The 20,584-nt window shown below is 65.7% G+C and carries 17 protein-coding genes and 1 pseudogene; 4 read left to right on the forward strand and 14 right to left on the reverse strand.

All coding sequences use genetic code 11. The features are described 5' to 3' along the window. Window positions 1-210: 210 nt before the first annotated feature. The 12 genes from C9J87_RS18765 to C9J87_RS18815 form a co-directional block, all read right to left on the reverse strand. The gene (locus C9J87_RS18765; protein WP_084622752.1) at window positions 211-1,053 is read right to left on the reverse strand and encodes a carbon-nitrogen family hydrolase; all 843 of its coding nucleotides are present in this window, start codon (window positions 1,051-1,053) and stop codon (window positions 211-213) included. Further along, the gene (locus C9J87_RS18770; RefSeq protein WP_010831403.1) at window positions 1,050-3,455 is read right to left on the reverse strand and encodes a xanthine dehydrogenase family protein molybdopterin-binding subunit; all 2,406 of its coding nucleotides are present in this window, start codon (window positions 3,453-3,455) and stop codon (window positions 1,050-1,052) included. Before C9J87_RS18770 ends, C9J87_RS18765 begins: the two co-directional genes overlap by 4 nt. Next, a complete protein-coding gene (locus C9J87_RS18775) occupies window positions 3,452-3,961 on the reverse strand; it encodes a (2Fe-2S)-binding protein (RefSeq protein WP_010831402.1) in 510 nt (169 codons plus the stop codon). The genes C9J87_RS18770 and C9J87_RS18775 overlap by 4 nt, the downstream gene beginning before the upstream one ends. Window position 3,962: 1 nt before the next feature. Further along, window positions 3,963-4,814 (reverse strand): FAD binding domain-containing protein, encoded by an 852-nt coding sequence (locus C9J87_RS18780; RefSeq protein ID WP_010831401.1) that lies wholly within the window; start codon window positions 4,812-4,814, stop codon window positions 3,963-3,965. A gap of 34 nt (window positions 4,815-4,848) precedes the next feature. After that, window positions 4,849-5,598 (reverse strand): SRPBCC family protein, encoded by a 750-nt coding sequence (locus C9J87_RS18785; RefSeq protein ID WP_198016930.1) that lies wholly within the window; start codon window positions 5,596-5,598, stop codon window positions 4,849-4,851. Between the two features lie 51 nt (window positions 5,599-5,649). Beyond that, window positions 5,650-6,834, reverse strand: a complete 1,185-nt coding sequence (locus C9J87_RS18790) for an FAD binding domain-containing protein (RefSeq protein WP_010831399.1) — start codon at window positions 6,832-6,834, stop codon at window positions 5,650-5,652. A gap of 31 nt (window positions 6,835-6,865) precedes the next feature. After that, window positions 6,866-7,792 (reverse strand): cyclase family protein, encoded by a 927-nt coding sequence (locus C9J87_RS18795; protein ID WP_010831398.1) that lies wholly within the window; start codon window positions 7,790-7,792, stop codon window positions 6,866-6,868. Beyond that, window positions 7,792-8,091: a Dabb family protein gene (locus tag C9J87_RS18800; protein WP_036489979.1), complete on the reverse strand. Its 300-nt coding sequence runs from the start codon at window positions 8,089-8,091 to the stop codon at window positions 7,792-7,794. The genes C9J87_RS18795 and C9J87_RS18800 overlap by 1 nt, the downstream gene beginning before the upstream one ends. 174 nt (window positions 8,092-8,265) lie before the next feature. Then, the gene (locus C9J87_RS18805; RefSeq protein ID WP_010831396.1) at window positions 8,266-9,492 is read right to left on the reverse strand and encodes a PucR family transcriptional regulator; all 1,227 of its coding nucleotides are present in this window, start codon (window positions 9,490-9,492) and stop codon (window positions 8,266-8,268) included. A 129-nt stretch (window positions 9,493-9,621) separates the two neighbouring features. Then, entirely contained in the window at window positions 9,622-10,797 is a 1,176-nt protein-coding gene (locus C9J87_RS18810; RefSeq protein ID WP_084622750.1) for a sugar ABC transporter substrate-binding protein, read from the reverse strand. A 511-nt stretch (window positions 10,798-11,308) separates the two neighbouring features. Then, window positions 11,309-11,473, reverse strand: coding sequence for a hypothetical protein (locus C9J87_RS19805; protein ID WP_156887124.1), 165 nt, complete (start codon window positions 11,471-11,473; stop codon window positions 11,309-11,311). A 231-nt stretch (window positions 11,474-11,704) separates the two neighbouring features. Next, window positions 11,705-13,018, reverse strand: coding sequence for a flavin monoamine oxidase family protein (locus C9J87_RS18815; RefSeq protein WP_010831394.1), 1,314 nt, complete (start codon window positions 13,016-13,018; stop codon window positions 11,705-11,707). Window positions 13,019-13,321: 303 nt separating this feature from the next. Here C9J87_RS18815 and C9J87_RS20605 point away from each other — a divergent pair, with 303 nt between their 5' ends. The 4 genes and pseudogenes from C9J87_RS20605 (at window position 13,322) to C9J87_RS18835 (ending at window position 18,598) form a co-directional block, all read left to right on the forward strand. Next, complete coding sequence (locus tag C9J87_RS20605) at window positions 13,322-13,624, forward strand: luciferase domain-containing protein (protein WP_408635573.1); 303 nt, start codon at window positions 13,322-13,324, stop codon at window positions 13,622-13,624. 131 nt (window positions 13,625-13,755) lie between these two features. Further along, window positions 13,756-14,183, forward strand: a pseudogene (locus C9J87_RS18825) (molybdenum cofactor biosynthesis protein MoaE). Window positions 14,184-14,400: 217 nt separating this feature from the next. Beyond that, the gene (locus C9J87_RS18830; RefSeq protein WP_198016929.1) at window positions 14,401-16,518 is read left to right on the forward strand and encodes an oxidoreductase; all 2,118 of its coding nucleotides are present in this window, start codon (window positions 14,401-14,403) and stop codon (window positions 16,516-16,518) included. A 688-nt stretch (window positions 16,519-17,206) separates the two neighbouring features. Then, complete coding sequence (locus C9J87_RS18835) at window positions 17,207-18,598, forward strand: NAD(P)/FAD-dependent oxidoreductase (protein ID WP_010831390.1); 1,392 nt, start codon at window positions 17,207-17,209, stop codon at window positions 18,596-18,598. A 336-nt stretch (window positions 18,599-18,934) separates the two neighbouring features. Here the strand turns inward: C9J87_RS18835 and C9J87_RS19810 are convergent, their stop codons facing one another. Both C9J87_RS19810 and C9J87_RS18840 read right to left on the reverse strand, forming a co-directional pair. Further along, window positions 18,935-19,105: a hypothetical protein gene (locus C9J87_RS19810; RefSeq protein ID WP_156887123.1), complete on the reverse strand. Its 171-nt coding sequence runs from the start codon at window positions 19,103-19,105 to the stop codon at window positions 18,935-18,937. After that, the gene (locus C9J87_RS18840; protein ID WP_232211560.1) at window positions 19,102-20,571 is read right to left on the reverse strand and encodes an NAD-dependent succinate-semialdehyde dehydrogenase; all 1,470 of its coding nucleotides are present in this window, start codon (window positions 20,569-20,571) and stop codon (window positions 19,102-19,104) included. The genes C9J87_RS19810 and C9J87_RS18840 overlap by 4 nt, the downstream gene beginning before the upstream one ends. Window positions 20,572-20,584: the final 13 nt, after the last annotated feature.

Genomic DNA, 20,584 nt, shown 5'->3' on the forward strand with positions numbered 1-20,584 from the left:
TCTAGCGCCGTCAGAGAAGATCGTTCTGGCACCTCGGCCGCGGCGCACATGTTGGCTGAGCCAATTGCGCGCGGCTCGGGAGTGGGACCCGACGAGGTCCGAGCACTGAAGAGCGCCTGCCGGCCCGCCGATACCGCTCGACGCAGGTCATGGCGGCCCGCCGTTGTCGAGCTACAGCCACCCTCGCCGTCCGGCGTGGTGCGAGAACGTCTAGATTCTGCGGTCGGCCAGGACAGGAAAGTCCGCTCTGACGGAAACGACGAGGTTTAGGTCGATGTCGGCCAACAGGGCGTCCTCACCGCTCCCAAGCTCGGCGACGACTTCACCCGTCGGGGCGACGATCTGGGAGTGACCTCCCATCTCCACTCCGCTGTGAGTGCCGGCGGTGTTGCACTGGAGCACCCAGGCTTGGTTCTCGAGCGCTCGAGCCCGACCAAGGAGCCGCCAGTGCTCCACCCTGGGCATCGGCCATGCCGCCGGAAGGAGGATCACGTCGGCGCCAAGGTCGCTCAGCCTACGGAAGAGCTCCGGGAACCGGAGGTCGTAGCAGGTCGCCAAACCGATCCGACTTGCTCCGGCGTCGTGCACCAGTTCGGTGACGGCGAGGTCTGTGCCGGCTTCCAACAGGCGAGGTTCACCGTCGCCGAAGCCGAAGCGGTGGATCTTCCGGTACGTCTTGTGGACGGTGCCCTCTGGAGAGAGGAGCACAGAGGTGTTCCAGAGCCCGCGCCCCTCGGCACCCGGATCGGCGCCCGCTTCCGCTCGCTCGATGATGGATCCCGCATGGAGCCAGACACCGACCTCGCGCGCAACCGAGGCCATCCGCGCGACGGTTGGCCCGTTCATGAGTTCGGCCGTCGCCTCCCACGATGTGGACGCGAAGCCGCCGTGCGCCCAGAGCTCCGGGAGCACCACCAGGTCCGCGGGTCCGAGTTCACGGATCCATCGGCTGACTCGCTCGACCCGATCGGACAGCGCTTCGTCGTCGCCATAGGAGACTTGGAGCAGAGCAACGCGCAGGCGATTCGTGTGCGCACCGTTCACGCCAGTCACGGACCTTCTGCCGAGCCGGTCGCCGCCTTCGCGCCAGACATGGCACCGAGGACCTTCTCAGGCGTCAGAGGCAGGTCGCGCAGCACCACACCAAATGGCGACAAAGCATCGTTGACAGCGTTCAAGACTGCAGCCGGAGCCGCAATCAGGCCCGACTCTCCCATCCCCTTGACCCCCGAGGCGGAGTGCGAGGAGGGCGTCTCGAGGTGGTGGATCTCGAACGGTGGCGCAACGTCCATGGTCGGCAGTCCGTAGTCGAGGAACGTGGTGGTGAGAATCTGGCCCGACTCGTCGTAGGAGAGCTCCTCGAACACCGATGCACCGATGCCTTGCAGGACTCCGCCGCGGATCTGTCCCTCGACGATGTTGGGATTGATGACCGTTCCACAGTCCTCGACCGAGAAGATCTTCTCGAAACGCACGAACCCAGTCTCGGCATCCAGCTCCACCAGGATTGCGTGACCGCCGTTGCTGAACATCGCCTGTGACGGATCGTAGGCCTGCGTGGCCTCGAGGGTCGGCTCGAAGTCCTCGGGCCAGGAGTCGAGGTCGAAGTAGATCGCGGTGGCCACGTCAGCGATCGACAACGAAGCATCTGCGACGCCCTTGACCGACGCGAGCCCGTCCACCAGCTCGATGTCATCTGTCGACGCCTCGAGCATGTGCGCGGCTACCTGCCGCACCTTCTCCCTGACGACGTCAGCTGCTCGTGCTACGGCGCCACCTGCAACGACCGCGCCGCGGCTCCCGATGGTGCCGGAGCCGTAGGCGTGAGAGGTCGACCGCGCCGTCTGGACGCTGACGTCCTCCACCTTGATACCCAGGGTGTCGGCTGCCATCTGTGCCATCGTCGTGGCGAGTCCCTGACCCTGGGCCGACAAACCGATCGTCACGTTGGCGGTCCCGTTGGGGTTCAACCGAACTGTGGCGGTGTCGTGGTAGACGTCGCCGAGGCCGTGCTCGAGGCTGGTCGCCGTGCTCTCACCGCTGCTCTCGACGAAGCAGCTGAGGCCCAACCCGATGTAGCGCCCCTGCTCGCGCAGCTCGGCCTGTCGACGCAGGAAGGCCGGGTAGTCGACCATCTCCTCAAGGGCGTCGATCGTCTGCAGCCAACTTCCCTCCTGGTAGACGATGCCCTGCGGGTTGGTCCACGGGAACTCGCGCACGACGTTGTGTCGACGGAAGTCGAAGGGCGACAATCCCAGCGCACGAGCGGCATCGTCCGCGAGGCACTCGCGGGCGAACGTCCCCGCCATGTAGCCCACGCCGCGGTAGGCGCCGACTGGCGTCTTGTTGGTGGCCGCGGCCTTGTAGGTGTACTCCGCAGCCGGTACGTCGTAGATGCCGGTGGGGGTCATCACCGCGGCGCACCACGGCTCCACGGCCATGGACCACGGTGGCAGGTGGTATGCCCCGCCGTCGCCGAGCGCGTGTGTGCGGACTCCGGTGATCTTGCCGTCGGCGTCGAGCGCATAGGCGATGTCGACGTACTGCTCGTGGGCGTGGGCGCCGGCGATGAGGTTCTCTCGACGGTCCTCGATCCACTTCACAGGCCTGCCGACTTCCCTCGCCAGGAGCGGCAACAACATCTCTTCGGGATAGACGTGCGCCTTCATGCCGAACCCACCACCGGTGTCGGGCGTGATGACTTCGACGTTCTGCTCCGGGAAACCGAGGTACGCGGTCAGCATGTACTTGAGGTAGTGCGGCATCTGGGTGTTCGACCACAGACGCAGCGCCTTCGACGACCATTCGTAGTCGGCGATCACGCCGCGGGTCTCCATGGGAGCCGCCGACACGCGGCAGGTGTAGAACCGCCCCGCTACGACCTGGTCGGCCTGGTCGAAGGCTTCTGACACGTTACCGAAGCTTGCGCCGCCGTTGAGGCCGATGTTGTCGGGCAGCTGCGGGTTCGCGACAGGGCCGCCCGCGGCCGCGGCGTCTGCGTTGGTGACGGCAGGCAGCTCCTCGAAGTCCCAGTCGATGAGTTCGCAGGCGTCCTCTGCCGCGTAGCGCGAGTCAGCCACGACTACGGCGACAGGCTCTCCGACGTAGAGGACCTCGTCCCCCGCGAGCAGCGGCATCGTGGTCGGGAAGCAGCCTTCGACCGCCATCTCACCGACGAGGCCCTCGCAGAAGGGGGCGACGTCCTTGCCGGACCAGGCCAGTGCCACACCCTCCGCGTCGCGGATTGCGGACAGGTCGAGGTTGGTGATCCGCGCATGTGCAACAGGACTTCGTACGAACGCCACGTGGAGCTGGCGTGGGACGTCGATGTCGGCAATGAACTCACCGCGGCCGGTGAGCAAGCGTGGGTCCTCGGATCGCAGTACTCGGGTCCCGACCGAGCGAGCCGCGACGACCGGCGTCTTCATGTGCTGATGGGTGTCGAGCTTCTTCACTGGTTCTCGCCCTCCGTGTCGGTCTGACCCTCGGCGGCTGCCTGTTCGATGGCAGAGACGATGGTCTGGTAGCCGGTGCATCGACACAGGGAACCCGACACCGTCTCCACGATGTCCTCTCGCGTGGGGGTGGGGTTCTCCTCGAGCAACGCGGTCGCCGTCATGAGGAAGCCGGCTGTGCAGAATCCGCACTGGAGCCCGTGCTGCTCGCGGAACGCGCGCTGGAGGGGGTTCAGCTCCTGGCCGTCGGCGAGGCTCTCGACGGTGCGGATCTGACGGCCTTCCGCCTGCACGGCGAGGGTGAGGCAGGCACGCGCCGGGAGGTCGTCCAGCAGCACCGTGCACGCACCGCACACACCGTGCTCACATCCGAGCTTGGTGCCTGGCAGTTGCGCATCCTCACGGAGGAAGTCGGCCAGCGTCCGGCGTGCCTCCACCGTTGCGCGGTAGCGGCGGCCGTTGATCGTCATGGAGACGTCCAGGCGCTCTTCGGGGGTGATGGACACGTCAGGCTCCGTTCGTGAGTTCGCGCACGGCACGCCGTACGAGTGAGGCGACCAGCTTCCGGCGATACTCGCTGTTGCCGTGGATGTCCGAGATCGGGTCGATCGACGCAGCTGCCGTCACGGCTGCCTCGTCCGCGACGGCCTCGGTCAGAGGGGCCTCGGCCAAGAGTCGCTCGACCTCCGCGAGCCTGCGGACCGAGCCAACCGCAGCGCCGACCGTGACCCTCGGGTCCAGAAGCACCCCATCTCGAGGGGTACCAGTGGCGGCGACGAGGGCGAGACCGTAGTCACCCTTCTTGACCGCAGCTTCCTGGAACGACCATGCAGTGCGCGTGGTGGGCACCGATACGTGGGTCAGGATCTCGTCCTCGGCGAGCGTCGAGGTGAAGGGCCCGACGAAGAAGTCGTCGGCCCCGATCGTCCTCCGCCCGCGGGGACCCACCGCGTGCATCGTTGCGCCCACGGCCAGCAGGATGGTCGGCCACTCACCGGATGGGTCGGCGTGTGCAGTACTTCCGCCGAACGTGCCGCGCGACCGGATTTGCGGATGAGCGATGTGGACCACTGCCGACGACAGGATCGGCAGACGCTCGGCAATCACAGAGGAACGCTCGATCTCTCGGTGCGTCACGCGCGCGCCGATCAGAACGGATGTGCCTTGGTCTTCGATGCCATCGAGGCCCGGCACGTGCTGCAGGTCGACCAGGATCGAGGGCGCGGCCAGCCGCATCGCAAGGAGCGGCATCAGGCTCTGACCACCCGACAGCACCTTTGCGTCCGGGTCGGACGCCAGGTGCTCGATCGCGTCGTCGAGCGTCCGCGGTGCGACATAACGAAACTTGGGTGGCTTCACGGCGTACTCCCTCAATCAGCGGTGAGTGATGACATCAACGATTGGCCGACCGCGCCCGTGCCGAGGCGTAGCCCGCGGCGAAGACACTGATCAGAGCTGCGACGACGCTGACGAGCGCCCCACCGGTCGGCAGGGCCTTGGCCCACGACATGCCGCCAGCCAGAGCGAGGACGTCGAGCACCTCGTCGTCGCGGTCGCTGACACGCCCTCCATGCACGTCCGATGCTTGCGGAGCGGCCAGCGGAGCCGGAGCCGTGGTCGGGGGTTGTGCGTCGGCGGCAGCAGACGGGGGTGTGGTCGGCGCGCCTTCCGCTGCAACCATCTCTTGCAGTCGCTGTGCGAACATGGTCATGAGTGCCCCGCTCACGTCTGCGAGCACTCCTCGTCCGAACTGAGCGACCTTCCCCGTGATGGCGAGCTCCGTCTCGACCACCACGCGCGTACCTCCGCCCTTCGGGTGGAGTGTCGCGCGCACGTTGGCCGTCGCGTCTCCCTGACCACGGGCGTCCTTGCCACGTGCATGGAGGACGGCGGTGTGCGCCTTCTCGTCGAGCTCCTTGAACTGTGCGACACCCTTGTACTCGGCGGTGATCGGACCGACCTTGATCTTGGCGCGGCCGTGGAAGTCGTCGCCTTCGACCGAGGTGATCGATGCGCCGGGAAGACACGGCGCCACCTTCTCCAGATCGGTGAGCAGGATCCACGTCTTCTCAGGCGGAAGCGCTACTTCGAACTCGTTGAGCAACTGCATCGGATTCTCCTTTTCGGCGGGCGCCGTATTCAATGATGCGTCAGTCGCAACGCGGGGTTACCTCGGGTGAGGCCATGCCCCGCGTCACGCGGGTCTGGGCAAGCCGAATCGGAATTCGGACGCCCCTGGGGGGAACTCTCCTCCATGCTGCAGAGCCGCGGCCATGGCCCGCACCTTGGTCAGGTACGCCTGACCCACGGCCAGCCGCTCGGGTTCCCACGCGGCCAAAGCCTCCCGGACGTCCCCAGAAGCCTGGACGAGTCGATCCGCAAGCGCCCACGCATCGGCAGCCGCTTTGGCAGCTCCGGCCGCGGCGTGCGGTCGTGGGGTGAAAGCCGCATCGCCGATGAGGACGACTCGGTCGAATGCCATCTGGGGGACATCGGCGTCGGCGACAATCGTGACGAACGGCTGCGGGGCCCCGGTGATGAGGTCGCGGAAGACCGGCGCCAATTGGCTGGCCGCGCGGCCGTGGAACTCCTTGAGGCTGGACGTCGGCAAGGCCGGGAAGTGTACGGAGACGGGGCGCCGACTACCGTCGTTCGCCGTCATGAGGTCGTCGAGAGCTGCGCCGGCCTCGACGTTCCAGTACCACTGGAAGTTGAGGCGGGTGTCGCCTGTGACCTCACCGTCCGAGGAGACCTGACGGATGGGGTACGCGATGATGTGGCCGTCGGAGAGCAGTCCGTAGGTGAAGGCGTCCTGGAAGAAGTCCCACGTCTCCTCCGAGACATCACGTTGGTCCACCATCCCCCGCCAGGTGACGTAGCCGGCATAGTCAGGCTTCCGGGCGAGCAGTTGTGATCTCGCCACAGAGCCGCCTCCGTCCGCGCAGACGATGAGGTCGGCGGAGACCTCGGTGCCGTCGGCAAAGGTGGCCGAAGAGCTGTCCGTTCCCGGCGTCACCCCGACGAGCTCCTTGCCGAGGTGGTAGCGCTGCGTCCCGAAGGCCTCGAGCAGCTTCTGGTAGACGGCGTTGTAGGCCGTGAAGCGCCATCCCGCCTCGACCCGCCCGACGCTTCGTCCGGAAGCAGCATCGAAGTAGCGCATCTGGTGGCTCGGGACGCTGATGTCTTCCAGAGTGGTCGGGGTGCGCTCCAGCAGGTAGCGGACCAGCTCGGGCTGGACCACGATGCCCGTGCCGAAGCCTGAGAGCAGAGTGTTGCTCCGCTCGTAGACATCCACGTCGCAACCGGCATCGCGGAGCACATTCGCCGCCGTCAGGCCAGCAATCGAGCCGCCGACAACGGCGACCTTCGGCATGCTCATCCCTTACCTCCTTGTCCGTCCCGTATCGCGATCAGTTGTCACGCAGTGGCAGCGCGATGGGGCGGAGAGGTGCCCCGCTTGCGCCGCGCAGACGAATGGGGGCTGCGATCAGACAGAACTCGTTGACGCCGTCTCGCGACAGGTCCTCCAGGTTGACCAGCTCGATCATCGGGACGCCGGCCTCGGCAAGGAAGTGACAGTGCCCGGGCAACCAGTTGTCCTCGTGCTGGGACGGTCCGACCTCGACGCATTCCTGATCTGCAGCGATTGCCGAGATTCCCTGACTCGTGAGCCACTTGGCGGCCTCGAGGCTGAGTCCCGGAGGGTTGCCGAGGACCTTGGACCCGTCGGGCCAGTACCCCATGCGTCCGGTCCGGACCATCGCGACGTCGCCCGGCTGCAGGGTGACGCCCGCATCAGCGAGCACCTTCTGGCAGTCCTCGACGGTGATGGCGTACGAGTCCGGCAGACAATCGACCTGGTGGCTCTTGGCAACATCGATCAACACACCACGGGTGATGATGGGCGGGATGACCTCCGCCCCGCCCTTGGTCCATCCGCGACTGCCGAGATTGTCCTCGACCGAGAACCCGTTGTAGATGTGCCCGTCAACGCCGAAGTGGCTCAGGGAATCGATGTGCGTCCCCGTGTGGGTGTACATGAAGACGACATCACCGGAGTAGCAGACGTGCCGGTTGCCGGCCTCCCCTGCCCCGTTCAGGTTGTCGACGACTGTCCCGGCCGGGGTGTGACTCATGAACAGCTGGTAGCTGGGGTCGCCTGCGGCTTGGAAGCTCGGCATGCCCACGAAGTAGTCGATGCTGAGGTCGTAGCTCCTGGTGCCGTCGACCCGCGCCAGAATGGCGGCGGAGCCTTCAGGGCTGAGGTGGTTGAGAGCTCCGAGCTGATCATCCGGTCCCCAAGGACTGGACGCGACCTTGATGCCTGCCTGCGCCATCAGCCGTCCTCACGCACGAAGTCCACGACGGCGCGCTCGGCCAGCTTGGGCTTGAGCTTGGCCACGACCTCGAGGTGGAACTCGTCGACCGAGTACTTCTGCAGGTCATCCCAGGACTCGAAGTCGTTGATCAGCACGCCACTGAAGGGCTGGCCATTGTCGCCCGGGTCGCCCTCGTGAGCGCCGAGCTCCCAGTACTGGATGTAGGGGTACGGCTCGCGAAGGGTGTTCAGCAACTCGATGACGTCGTCGTTGCTGTGGCCCTCGGCCACACGCCAGGAAAAGACGTGGCGAATCATGGGGAACTCCTTTGCTAACGCTTGGGTGCGCGACTGCGCTGCGTCAGTCTGGAAGCCGACCATTCCGATCGCCTCTGCATGCTCCGACAAGATGGAGGGCGTCTTTGTGGGATTGCTGACGTGCTTGCCGTCAGCGCCAGGGACGAAGTCCACTCGGGGACTCCTGGTCGTCGCTCAGATCCCTGTTTCGCCTTGGCTGTTCTCTCCGAGGATGGAGAGTTGACGCTCACTGGCGTCGTGGAGCACATCGGCGAGGCGCAGGGCGACGGCGAGCTCGTCGCGGCGGTTGTTGATCGGGAATCCGAGCCGCTCCTCGATCGACTTGAGGCGGTACGCAACCGTCCTCTCGTGCACGCGGATGCGTACCGCGGTGGCTGCCGCGTTCTGCCCCGTGTCGAAGTAGGCCTTCAACGTCTCGCGCAGGAGCTGGGTGCGCGGATCGTCGTCGCCGATCGGCCCCAACTCACTCATCATGAAGTCGCGAGCGGCCGGCGCGTCGCGAAGTACGACGCTCTCCAGAGCGACATCGCGGTAGCGCGTGACGGGTTCAGACCGAAGGCGCCCGACTCGGCACGCCTGCCATGCTTGCCGGTGTGCGCGGCGGAAGCCCTCGATCCCATTCAGGGGCCCGCCGACTGCGACGAAGGTTGCGGCCGGCGGGTGGAACGTCGCGAACTGCTGCTCGAAGGACTCGCAGAGTCGGCTACTGCCCAACCAAGCCAGCGACGTCCCGCCGGTGCCCTCGACCACGAGGAGGGATGCATCGAACAGCGCCGCCAAGGACTTCAGGGCGACCCTGGGCGCACTCCCCCACACCACTACGGCCAGGTGATCGACCTTGAGGTTGTAACCCAGTTGCTCGGTGTCGGTCGGCACTCCGTTCAGGAGGTCCGTGACGACCGCGCGACGCTGCCGGTCCCTGCTGTGGAAGAAGTACGCGGACTTTTCCTGCTCGTAGGTCGCCACCACGTCGTGCGTGATGCGGTCGTTCCAAGCGAAGTGGTACTCGGCGGCCTGCTTCAGTACTGCGATCTGGCGGGGGCCCGCGGGGACGATGCGTACAGCCGTTTCGAGGATCCAGTTCCACAGGACCACTTGACCGATCCGGCGGGTCAGGAGCAGATCGGTCAGCTCGACGCCAGCCTGAGCAGCGACCCTTGCCTCTTCCAAGGCTCCCTCGGAGGCACCTTCGGGGAGCTGCCGGGCGTTGCGGAGTCCGTGGATGATGCTCGTGAGCGCGCCCGTGATGCTGGGGAGCTCGGTTTCGAGCAACATGGGGTCGTTGCGGCGGTAGTAGTTGGGAGCACCGGAGCGGCAGCGCTCCCTGACTTCCTCACTGATCGCGGGGATCTTCAGGATGAGTTCATCCGCGACCGCCCGCAGGTCGTGCTCGATCGACATAAGTGGATTGTAGGGCTCTGATTCACACGTCCGAGCGGCGTTGTGACCCTCGACTGGCATCAGTCTGGGCAGGCCGTCCGAGGGGGAGGGCGCAGGCGTGAGCCCTGGCCCTCCCCCTTGGTTGGTGGATCAGGAGACGCCCCACACCTCCTTGAAGACGGGCTCGTAGTCGATGCCGGTCGACCAGGCCTCACCCTCGGGCGGGAGGTCGTTGTCGTGGTCGAACATCGAGACGCCCACGCCTGACGGAACGCTCTCTTCGCCCGCGAAGTAACGGTTGATCATGTCTGCGGCCGACCACGCCTCGTAGCGTCCGTCGTAGGTCCATCCGGCGTCCTGGCCCTTGTTCTCTCGGACGAGTTCGATGTTCGCGGCGTATCCGCTACCGGAGACCACCTCGATCGAGTCGTTGCGTCCAGACGCCATCACTGCCGCGGCTCCCCCGGACGTGAGGAGGTCGTCGTAGGACAGGGCCATTCCGTTGGCCTCGGGATTGCGGAGAAGCGCGGTCGAGATCTTCTCCTCGAGGGCGGGGCCGAAGTCGGCGAGCCGAATGTTGAGTGTCGTGACCTTGCACTCGGGGCACTGCTCCTCCATCGCCTTCTGGAACCCGTCGTGCACTGCCTTGGTGATGACGAGCTCAGTGTTGCTGACTTCGATGATGTTGGCCTTCGACCCGAGCTTGGAGAGGAGCCACGTCGCTTCCGAAGCGCCCAGGGCTTCGCCCCAGGCGATGAAGTCACCTTCGACGAACTCCAGGCTCCGCTCGTAGTAGGAGGGCTGGCTGGGATCGACGTCGCTGCAATCGGCGGCCTCTTGGGAGAAGACCGGGATGCCGGCCTTCTTGGCCTCTTCGAGGGCGGTCTTCACGAGCGGGCAGTCGATCGAGTAGAGCCAGATGGCGTCTGCGTTCTGGGAGATGGCCTGACGGATTCCCTCCTGGTACTCGGAGGGCTCGTACTTGCCGTCGTAAACCGAGAAGTCCCAGCCGAGGAGCTCTGCAGCGGCCTTGGCGCCGTTGGCCATGGCAGTGCCGGTCGGCGACTGGACGCCGGAACTCACCAGCGCGACCCTGTAGCCAGCCTGAGCCTTGGGTCCTGATGACGCGGGCTCGGTGAAGGTGCCGTCGCCGTAGAGCTTCTCGATGGCCTCTGTTGCGCGCTGCGCCACGGCGTCGTCGCTGGACGCGCTGGTGGCCGCCTGGCCGCCGGATTCGGTGCTGCAACTGCTCGCAGCTGCCATCACCGCCAGCACCAGGACAGCGCCCGTCACGCGGCGGATCCGTGAGCCATGTGTCAGATACATGTCGTTTCCTCTTTCGAACGGTGTGCGGGATCAGGTGCGAGCACCTGTCGGATGTCAGCGGCGAGACGAAACGCCGGTGGTGCCGCTGGTACTGCAGGTCCGAGAGACAGATCGATGAAGGGTGAGGCAGGTTTGCCGAACTTCGTCGAGCAACGCCGGGGGTCTAGGTGCGCCGGTTCGACCGCAGGGCGGGAGAGAGGAGAGCGTCCCGAGGTGGTTCTGCACCTCGCTGCTGGACCACCGGTGGCGCCGGCCGATGCTGTTCATGGCCCCTCCTTGTGAGAGTGAGGGACATCTTGAGGCCCAGCCGCAGCGGCACGCGTTGCCGAGATTCGACGAACTTGCCGTGATGCCTGTCACCTTCCTGCAATTGGTGCTGGCGCCGTCGCGAAAGATGGTGCAAACGAGTGACGACCGCGCCCGGCGGGCGCGGTCGTCACGATCGTGTGTGCCGGAACTGTCGTCAGTCGCCGTCGGTCAGAACACGGGATCCCCGCGTCAGGAAGTCCCCTCACACGTCCTTCAACGCCAACTTGTACTCGCTGTCAGTATTCCCAGTCGTCTCCTGGGCGAGCTGACCGTTGTCGGGGTCGAGACGGGACGCCGGCTGCCGATGCGGGGTCTGCTCCGCCCTTGAACGGTTCACCAGGTCGTGCGACCAGGTCTCGTGGTCCATGGCGTACGCCGAGCCTGAGCCGTGGCTTGGTTGTTGTGCACGAGGTCGGCGTCGGGACCCCGGTCCCTGTGACGACCTGCAGGGGTAGTTGCGCCGTGCGCCCATCACCTCAGCAGGACCGCCGCGACTGAACAGCTGTGTGCACAACGACAGCGGGCTTGGCACGGGGTCGGGGTGCCGATGCGGCCGCCGGAGGGGGCTCCGAGCGCTCAGTGGCCACCCAGCCGAGCGTCAGCCGAGGATCTCTGACCGCACGCGGTCGGCAGTCTCCAGTGCGCCCTCGATGTAGCCGGGGAACAGCAGGGACACATCCGACCCTGCGAAGTGCACGCGACCGTGCGGCTCGCCGAGCGACTTGTGGGCGCGGGTCGCCTGTCCGATACGCGGGGACACCCAGGGCGCGCGGACGAACGGGTCCGCGCACCAGTCGTGATAGTCAGTTCCGACGACGACCGCGTCTGGCAAGTAGTGGTGGACCGCAGCTTCGATGGCCCCACTGTCGGCGGGGTCGAAGGAGTCCCGGTCGGTGAAGCCGACGAGGATGCGACCGCCGTCGGAGGCGGGTAGGTAGTCGTACAGAGTCGGGAAGACACCGTCGCCAGTGCAGGAGATACCTTCCGGGACACCCCGCACGTGGATGAGGAGCTTGAGACCCCTACCTCCATGCCCTTCCGCGACGACCTCGGCCCGCGGCCCCGACAAGGGAGGCTCGAATCGGAGCTCTCGCATGCAGTTCAAGGGTGCCGCGACGACGACATGTTCGGCCCTCAGCGCACGCTCCGTGCCGTAGGTGACATCCACCCAGTCGGTCTGCTGGCGGATCGAGTGCACTGCCTCGCCCAGCCGCAGGTCTGACACCTCATTGGCCATCGCAGTCGTGAGCGTGCCAGTACCGCTGGCCATCACCTCGTCCAAGGACAAGAGCACACCGAGCACGGAGTAGTCATGCGATGCGATCAGTTGGAGAACCCACAGAGCTGACGCGTCCTCGACCCTCTGCCCCATCATGTTCCAGATCCACGATCGCAGGAGCTGGCTGGTGACCGGCGGCGGGTTCAGTGCGGTCAGGTAGTCGTGCGCCGAGATGTCAAGATCCTCGAGGTTCTGGTTTTCGAGGCCGGCGTGGGGGTCGATGCGGCGCGCGTCCCTGATGAGGCAGAAGAGGATCCTCTCGGCCTCGAGGAACTCTTCCGGCGGGATCGGGAAGGCAGCGTTGTGATCTCCTGGCGCCAGCCGGTTCCGGAAGACCTTGAACGGCGCGGCGGGTTGGGTGTCGATCTTGTAGCGGTCGACCTCCGCTGCTAGGCGGGTGTGGTGGTGGCGGTGAAAGTAGGCTCCGCCGACTTCCACGGTCGTCCCGGGGTCGGTCATCGACTCTCGGCTGTACGCGCGGCCTCCGACTCGGCCGGCTGCTTCGAGCAGCACGACCGAGCGGCCATCTGCGCTCAGATCGCGTGCCGCTCGAAGCCCGGCGAATCCGGCTCCGACGACTGCGATCTCGACGCTCTCGACCATGCTCATCCCTTTCGCTCGCTTGATGGTCATCTTCGCGAACCGGCCCGACCTGCTCGGTTACCCGGATCTGACGAAAGGCAGGTGATCCCTATCACCTTCCGGTAACAACTCTGCGCAGCCGCGATCCGTAAGGTCGACGGGACCCCAGTCGAAAGGACGTGCATGACCCACCCGCCTGCCGACCCCGCTCGCCCGTTCACCACGCTGCCACGCCGTGCGGGTCCCGCCCCCGATGTGGTCGGTCCGGCCCCGCACGCTCAACGCTCACAGATTGCTCCCGTCATGATTCAGGAGGAGCTGTGGTCCCGCATGCGAGCGCTCCCCTACACCTACATGGCCCCCACCCTGGTATCGGTCTCGCATGCACGCGCTCTTCACCTCGCGGAAGGGATCGGGTCGGCGCCGCCCGAGAGGTTTCAGCGTGGGCGGGAGTTCGCGCACCTGCATCCTCACCATGACGGGAGCCTGCACCTCTCGGTTCCCGATTCGGTGATGGAGCAGGTAGTGGACGCCAGATGGGGTGTCCCGCATCCGGTGCAGGATGCCCTTCTCGTGTTCGGTCCCCGCGATCGGGATGAACTGGAAATCGTGTGGTTCCTGGTCCAGGAGAGTTTCGGGTGGGTATCAGCGACTTGAACCGGACAGCGACGGAGCGATTCGTAGCGGCGCAGCAGTTCCGCGATGGCGGACTCGTCTCATCGTCAGCCTTCCTGCGTGCCGGGGCGCTGCATGGGGGTCTCACAGGGAACCGGCTGGTCTTCCCACGCATGACCCATTCTGCTGTCCGTCTTGTCGATATACGCGACAAGCCGCTGAGCGTGGACGAGGTTCTTGGCTCGCTGGACGACGCCGCGTCGGGCGGGGTCGTACTGTTCGTGGGTCGTGTGCGCGACCATGATGGCGGTCGCTCGGTTCACGGGCTCGAGTACTCGGCTCATCCGAGTGCGCTGGAGCTGTTGGGGCGTGTGTGCGCGGCGTTGCGGAGAAGCTCGACGTTCATGGGGTTGCAGCTGTTCACCGGGTGGGCAGCCTGGCGATCGGAGACATCGCAGTGGTGGTTGCGACGACTTCTGCTCATCGTGGCTCCGCCTTTGCGGCTTCGCGCATGCTCATCGACACGCTCAAGGCAGAGGTTCCGATCTGGAAGAATCAACAGTTCGGCGACGGCACCCAGGAGTGGGTCGGCGCACCGTAGTCCTCAGGACTTCACGAGTTCGAAGGTCCCAGACCGCGATTGCACCAATCCGTCGAGGTCTCGACGATGCTTGCCGATCGCCACAAGGCGGGCCACAGCCCTCCCACTAACGTCATGACGTGGACGGGAGCCGGCTAGTCCCTAGGACACCCTCCGACTATCGAGGCGCTCGTCCGTCTCCCGTGCAACCGAAGCACCCCACGAGAGGTTGATGTGCGTGCCCCCGGCTGATCATCACAAGATCCTGTTCGAACCGATCACAATCGGCCCCAAGACACTTCGAAACCGCTTCTTCAACGTTCCTCACGGCACCGCCTACGGGGTACTTCGACCGTCCACGTGGGCCTCGTACCGCAGCATTCGGGCAGAAGGCGGCTGGGCCGCCGTGTCGACGGAATTCTCCAGTGTCGGGCCGAGCAGCGACGAGTTCCCGCTGCACTCCAGCGACATCTGGGACGACGAAGACGGACGACGGCACAAGCTCATGGTGGACGCCGTCCATGCCCATGGCGCTCTCGCGAGCATCGAACTCCACCATGGCGGCACTCACGCCATGCGTAGGTTGTCACGAGAGCCTGCGTTGTCGGCGTCCGGCCTGGCGGGTGAGCTGCCTCCACCCGCAGGGCCTCTCGGCACTCCGAAAGTGATGACCTTCGAGGACATCGAGCGAGTGACGCAGTCCTTCGTAGACGCGGCTGTTCGAGCACGCGACGTGGGCTACGACATCGTGGATGTGCTCGCAGGCTATGGGTATCTCTTCGCGCAGTTCCTGTCCCCGTTCCACAACCATCGCACCGACAAGTACGGCGGGTCGTTGGAGAACAGGGCCAGGTTCTGGATCGAGACTCTCGGCCGCGTCCGCGACGCCGTAGGAGCCGACTGCGCCGTCGCGAGTCGTATGTCGGTCCAGACGCAGGGTCCGTGGGGTCACACGTTGGACGACAGCGTGGCGTTGGTCCGAATGGCTGATCCACTGGTCGACTTCTGGGATCTCAACGTCGGATCCGTGCTGGATTGGGGGAGCGATATCAGCCCGTCGCGGGTCGTCCCGGAAGGGCACAACATGGAGCTCTTCGCCCGCATGCGAAATGCCACCCAGAAGCCCGTCGTCGGGGTGTCACGATGGACGAGTCCTGACTTGATGGCCCAGGCAGTGCGTTCCGGGTTCATCGACATCGTCGGGTCGGCCCGCCAGTCGATCGCGGATCCATTCTTTCCTCAGAAGGTCTACGAGGGCCGTGTCGAAGACATCCGGGAGTGCATGGGCATCAACCACTGCATCAGCAGTCTCGATCGGGGCAACATGGGATGCGCTCAGAATGCCACCGCAGGCGAGGAGTACAGGCGCGACTGGCATCCGGAACGATTCGAACCGCTCGAACGCCCCGATGTGAGCGTCTTGGTGGTCGGCGCAGGCCCGGCAGGTCTGGAAGCTGCAATCGGCCTGGCGAAGCGAGGAGCCGAGATGGTGCACCTCGCGGACTCGGCCGACCAGATCGGTGGCCACCTCCGTCCAGTGGTCCACCTACCGGGACTTCGAGAGTGGGGACGCTTCATCGATCACCGGATGATCCAGATCGCCAAGCTCCCGAACTTGCAGTTCATTTCCTCGACCACCCTGAGCGCCGATGACGTCCTCGACTACGGGGCCTCCCACGTGATCATCGCGACAGGTGCCCGATGGTTGGAAACGGGGATCGCGCCAAGCACACACGCGCCACTACCCGGACTGTCCGACTTCGCTTGGGTGTTCACACCTGAACGGTTGCTCGTCCGGGGCGACAGGCCAGCCGCAGGATGTAGCGTGGCCGTCTACGACGCCGAGGGCGGCTACATGGGGTCGAGTCTCGCTCAGCTCCTCGCCGACGAAGGCTACGAGGTCTCTATCGTGACGCCGCATGCTCAAGTCGCAGCCGAGGGAGATCTGACGCTGGATGGACCTGCGGTTCGTGCGTCCCTCCATGCCAGCGGTGTGGTCATGTATCGAGACGTGTGTCTGACCGAGGTGGGCGACGGCGTACTGCAAGGGGCAGGTGAATTCGAGGCGCCCTTCTCGCTCGAGACAGATGCCCTCGTGCTGGTGACGATGCGGGCACCGGTCGACGACGTGTACAGCCGACTCGTGAGTGACCGCGGCGCACTGGACGGATCAGGGATCGAAGCCGTTTACCGCATCGGCGATGCGCTGTCTCCGCGCCCGCTGGCCGACGCGATGTTCGACGGTCATCGCCTGGCTCGTGAGTTCGAGTCACCAGACCCATCTGTGCCGCTTCCCTACAAGCGCGAGTTGTTACAGCTCGTGGACTGGCGCGACCGTCGTGCCTCACACTCCTGAAGCGACGCCTCGGTGCCGAAGCACAGTCGTCGGATTCGCCGTTCCCGAGGAGATCACTCGCAGCAGCCATGATTCCGGCAGATCGCCGAAAAAGTTCCCAGATCACATGCAGCCCATCCAGCGCGCGTCCTCCTACAGTTCGACGGGCCATGACGGATCAGGTACGGCGATGGCGACCCGCCTCGTGGTGTCCCCTCTGGCACGTCGCGGGAATGACCGCCAACTTTGGAGGACAGTCGGTGATTGCGTGAACAGGTGGTTCGTCGTCGCTGAGTCGAGCCGACGCGAGGATGAGATGCGAGAAGTCGTCATGGTGCCGACGTCGAGGATCCACGCCAAAGAGATGGGCACGTTGACCACGGCGTGTGGCATCAGGTGCGAGTCGTGGCCCAAGTGGTGGGACCAGTCCTTCCCCCTCGATCCCGAGCAGGACAGCTGTCCACGTTGTCGAGAAATTGCCTCGCGCCGATAGCCGGGGCCCGACATGACCCGCTTCCTGCCCTACGTGAGCGCGGCGGGACGCAAAGTCCGAGTCAGCTCGTACGTGAGTTCAGTGGAGGCCGACGAGTTTGGTCGACCGTCTAGTGGTGTTGGTGTATCGCCCACAACGAGACTGAGGCACGGGCGATTGGCCAGTGCGCGAGCGCCCCGAGCTCGCCACAACAACCAGCGGAAGACCAGTACACCAATGACTCCCACGCACCGTTCGAAGCCCTCTGCGATCAGCTTCTGGCACGAAGACGCACAGCTGGGCAGCACCCCCGTCAGCGAACTGCCGGGTGACACAGACCTGGATGTCGCCATCGTGGGTGCTGGCTACACGGGGTTGTGGACGGCGTACTACCTGGCCAAGGCTGACCCCACGCTCCGGATTGGCATCGTCGAACAGGAGTTCGTCGGCTTTGGCGCATCTGGTCGCAACGGCGGTTGGTGCTCCGCAATCTTCCCTGCCAGCTTTCGCAAGATTGCGTCCAAGAGCAGCCACTCTGACGCAGTACAAATGCAGCGAGCGATGTTCTCGACCGTGCGCGAGATCGGCGCAGTCGTCGCCTCAGAAGCGATCGATTGTGACTTCGAGCAGGGCGGCTACGTTTCGACGGCGCGCAACGCTGCTCAATGGGCGCGAGCTGAACGCGAGGTGCAATCCTGGCGAGACTGGGGTTTCGCCGCCGACGACATGCAACTCCTGACCCGCGAAGAGGCCGGTCGGCGAGTCGCAGCCTCCGACCTCTTCGGGGCCACTTACACGCCCCACTGCGCTGTCCTCCACCCCGCCAAGCTCGCCGGCGGGCTGGCCCGCGTGGTCCGGGGCCTCGGCGTGAAGATCTACGAGAACACGACCGTCGAGGAGATCGGCGAGCGGAGTCTGACGACGTCGCACGGTGTGGTGCACGCTGATGTCATCGTCAGAGCCACCGAGGGATACACCGCCAACCTGCCCGGTGCCAAGCGCGACCTGGTGCCGATGTACTCGTTGATGGTTGCGACCGCTCCGTTGAGCGACGAACAGTGGGATGAGATTGGACTCAAACAACGCGAGACCTTCAGCGACAAGCGTCACTTGCGAATCTATGGTCAGCGCACGGCCGACGGGCGGTTGGCATTCGGCGGGCGTGGGGCTCCCTACCACTTTGGCTCCCGGATCAAGCCCGAGTACGACAACGACGAACGAGTTCACGCGACGTTGCGCAGCATCCTGACCGAGATCTTCCCGGTCATCGACGGCGTCGAGTTCACCCATGCGTGGGGCGGCAACCTCGGCATCCCCCGCGACTGGTACCCCTCGGTTGGCTACGACCGACGGACCGGGCTGGCGCACGCCGGTGGTTACGTCGGAGACGGGGTAGCGACGGCGCACCTCGCGGGACGAACTCTGGCTGCCGAGATCACGGACCTGGACGACGACCTTCGCGCACTTCCGTGGGCAGGTCGTCAGTCGCCCAAGTGGGAGCCGGAGCCGCTTCGCTGGCTGGGTGTCAACGCGGGGACCATGGCGTTCTCGATCGCGGACCAGACGGAGTCGACGTCCGGCAAGCCGTCCCGCCTCGCGTCCTCGTTCTGGCGCCTGTTGGGACACTGACGACCCGATAGTCGTCATCACGGGACCAAGCGGCAAAGCAGCGTCCGCGGTTCGAGGAGGACGTCGCCGCGCAAGAGCTTCGTCCCTTGCCTTCGCGTGCAGACGACGTCGTCGGGCGCAAACGCCTTAATGCAGCCGGGCCGGAATGAGCGTCCACCCACTCGCCGAAGCCAGTACCTGATCGGTGGCCGATCGGCGGGAGTCCGACGGTGGCTGGGCGTCGCCGTACACAGCACGGAACTCGAACTGTGCGCAGGACTCTCTCTCGTTCACCAACGTGGCGGTGATCTTGACGCGTCGCACCGCGACCAGTGCGGCGGAGAACTCAAGCTGGCCTTACCCGACGGCCAGCGTCGGGTCGTCGTAGGCCAGCTGCTCACATACGTGGCGGCGGCGGCGTTCGAAGGCTTCAAGTACACCGGCTTCGCTGATCGAGCTACCTGGCGGGGCGTCGAGGATCTCCTCGCTGCTCAGCGCATTCACACGGTCGGTGAGCGCGCTGGTCATGCCGGGCTCCAGTCGACGCTGAGGTACTGCGTCTCCTGGTACTCCGCGAGGCCTTCGCGAGCACCTTCACGACCGAGTCCGCTCTGCTTCATCCCTCCGAAAGGGGCGGACGGGTCGGAGACGAGGCCACGGTTCACCGCGACCATTCCGGCGTCAAAGCGCTCGCCGACCTGCATGGCCCACTTGAGGTCACGCGAGTAGACGTACGCGGCCAGGCCCATCTCGGTTCCGTTGACCATGTCGATGAGTTCGGACTCGTCGTTCCAGGTCACCACGGGGGCCACGGGTGCAAAGATCTCGGTCTGGACAGCGGCCGAGTCAGGAGCGACGTCGCCCAAGACGGTGGGTGCGAAGAAGTAGCCGCTCAGGTTGTCCGGTACTTCGGCCTGTGCCGCGATGCGAGCGCCACGGTTGAGGGCGTCGTCGACGAGTCTTCGAACGTTCTCAACTGCGCGAGCGCTGATCAAGGGGCCGATCTCCGTACGGGCATCAGTGCCGGGGCCGACGTGGAGTGCTGTGACACGGGCTGCCAGCATCGCGGTGAAGTCGGAGGCCTGTGAGGCGTGGACGTATATCCGGTTGGCTGCGGTGCACGCCTGTCCCCCACCGCGGAACTTCGCGATCATCGCTCCGTCCACGGCCGCCTCGAGGTCCGCGTCCGCTGCAACGACGAAGGGTGCGTTGCCCCCCAATTCCATCGAGGCATTGACGATTCGGTCCGAGGCCTGACGCAGCAGGTGCCGTCCGACGCCGGTGGATCCGGTGAAGGACACCTTCCGCACCTTCGGCGACTCCATCCAGGCCGTCACCACCCCAGCCGGGTCGGTAGTTGGTACGACGTTCACAACGCCGTCGGGGAGTCCCGAAGCCTGGAGTGCGCGGGCCACCGCAAGTGCGGTCAGGGGCGTCTCGGCGGCGGGCTTGAGAACGACCGTGCAACCAGCTGCCAGTGCCGGCGCAAGCTTGCGCGTGGCCATGGCCGCCGGAAAGTTCCACGGCGTGATGAGCGCCGCGACGCCAACTGGACGGTGGGTGACGACGGTGCGGACCCCACCGCTGGGCGCCTCGCCGTACTGCCCCCCGGTTCGGACGGCTTCTTCCGCGAACCAGCGGAAGAACTCGGCCGCGTAGCCCACCTCGGCGTGAGCGTCAGCTTCCGACTTCCCGTTCTCGGCACAGATGAGCGCGGCGAACTCGTCGGCATCCCGCCGCATCGCTTCGAAGGTGCGGTACAGGATTTCGGAGCGGCTCCGCGGGCTGGCGTTGCGCCAGTCAGCGGCAGCCGTCGCGGCAGCGGAGACGGCCGCGAGGGCTTGCGTCCTGTCGCCGTCTGCGACGCGGGCAACGACCGACTTGTCTGCAGGATTGTCGACGTCGAACGAACAACTTCCCCTCACCCACTGTCCGCCGATGAGGATCCCTGACTCGGGGTCGAGTCGGGCCAGGATGGGGTCAAGCTTGCTCACGGGTGGAGGCCTC

This window comes from Nocardioides allogilvus (assembly GCF_003047285.1).
GTDB lineage: Bacteria > Actinomycetota > Actinomycetes > Propionibacteriales > Nocardioidaceae > Nocardioides > Nocardioides allogilvus.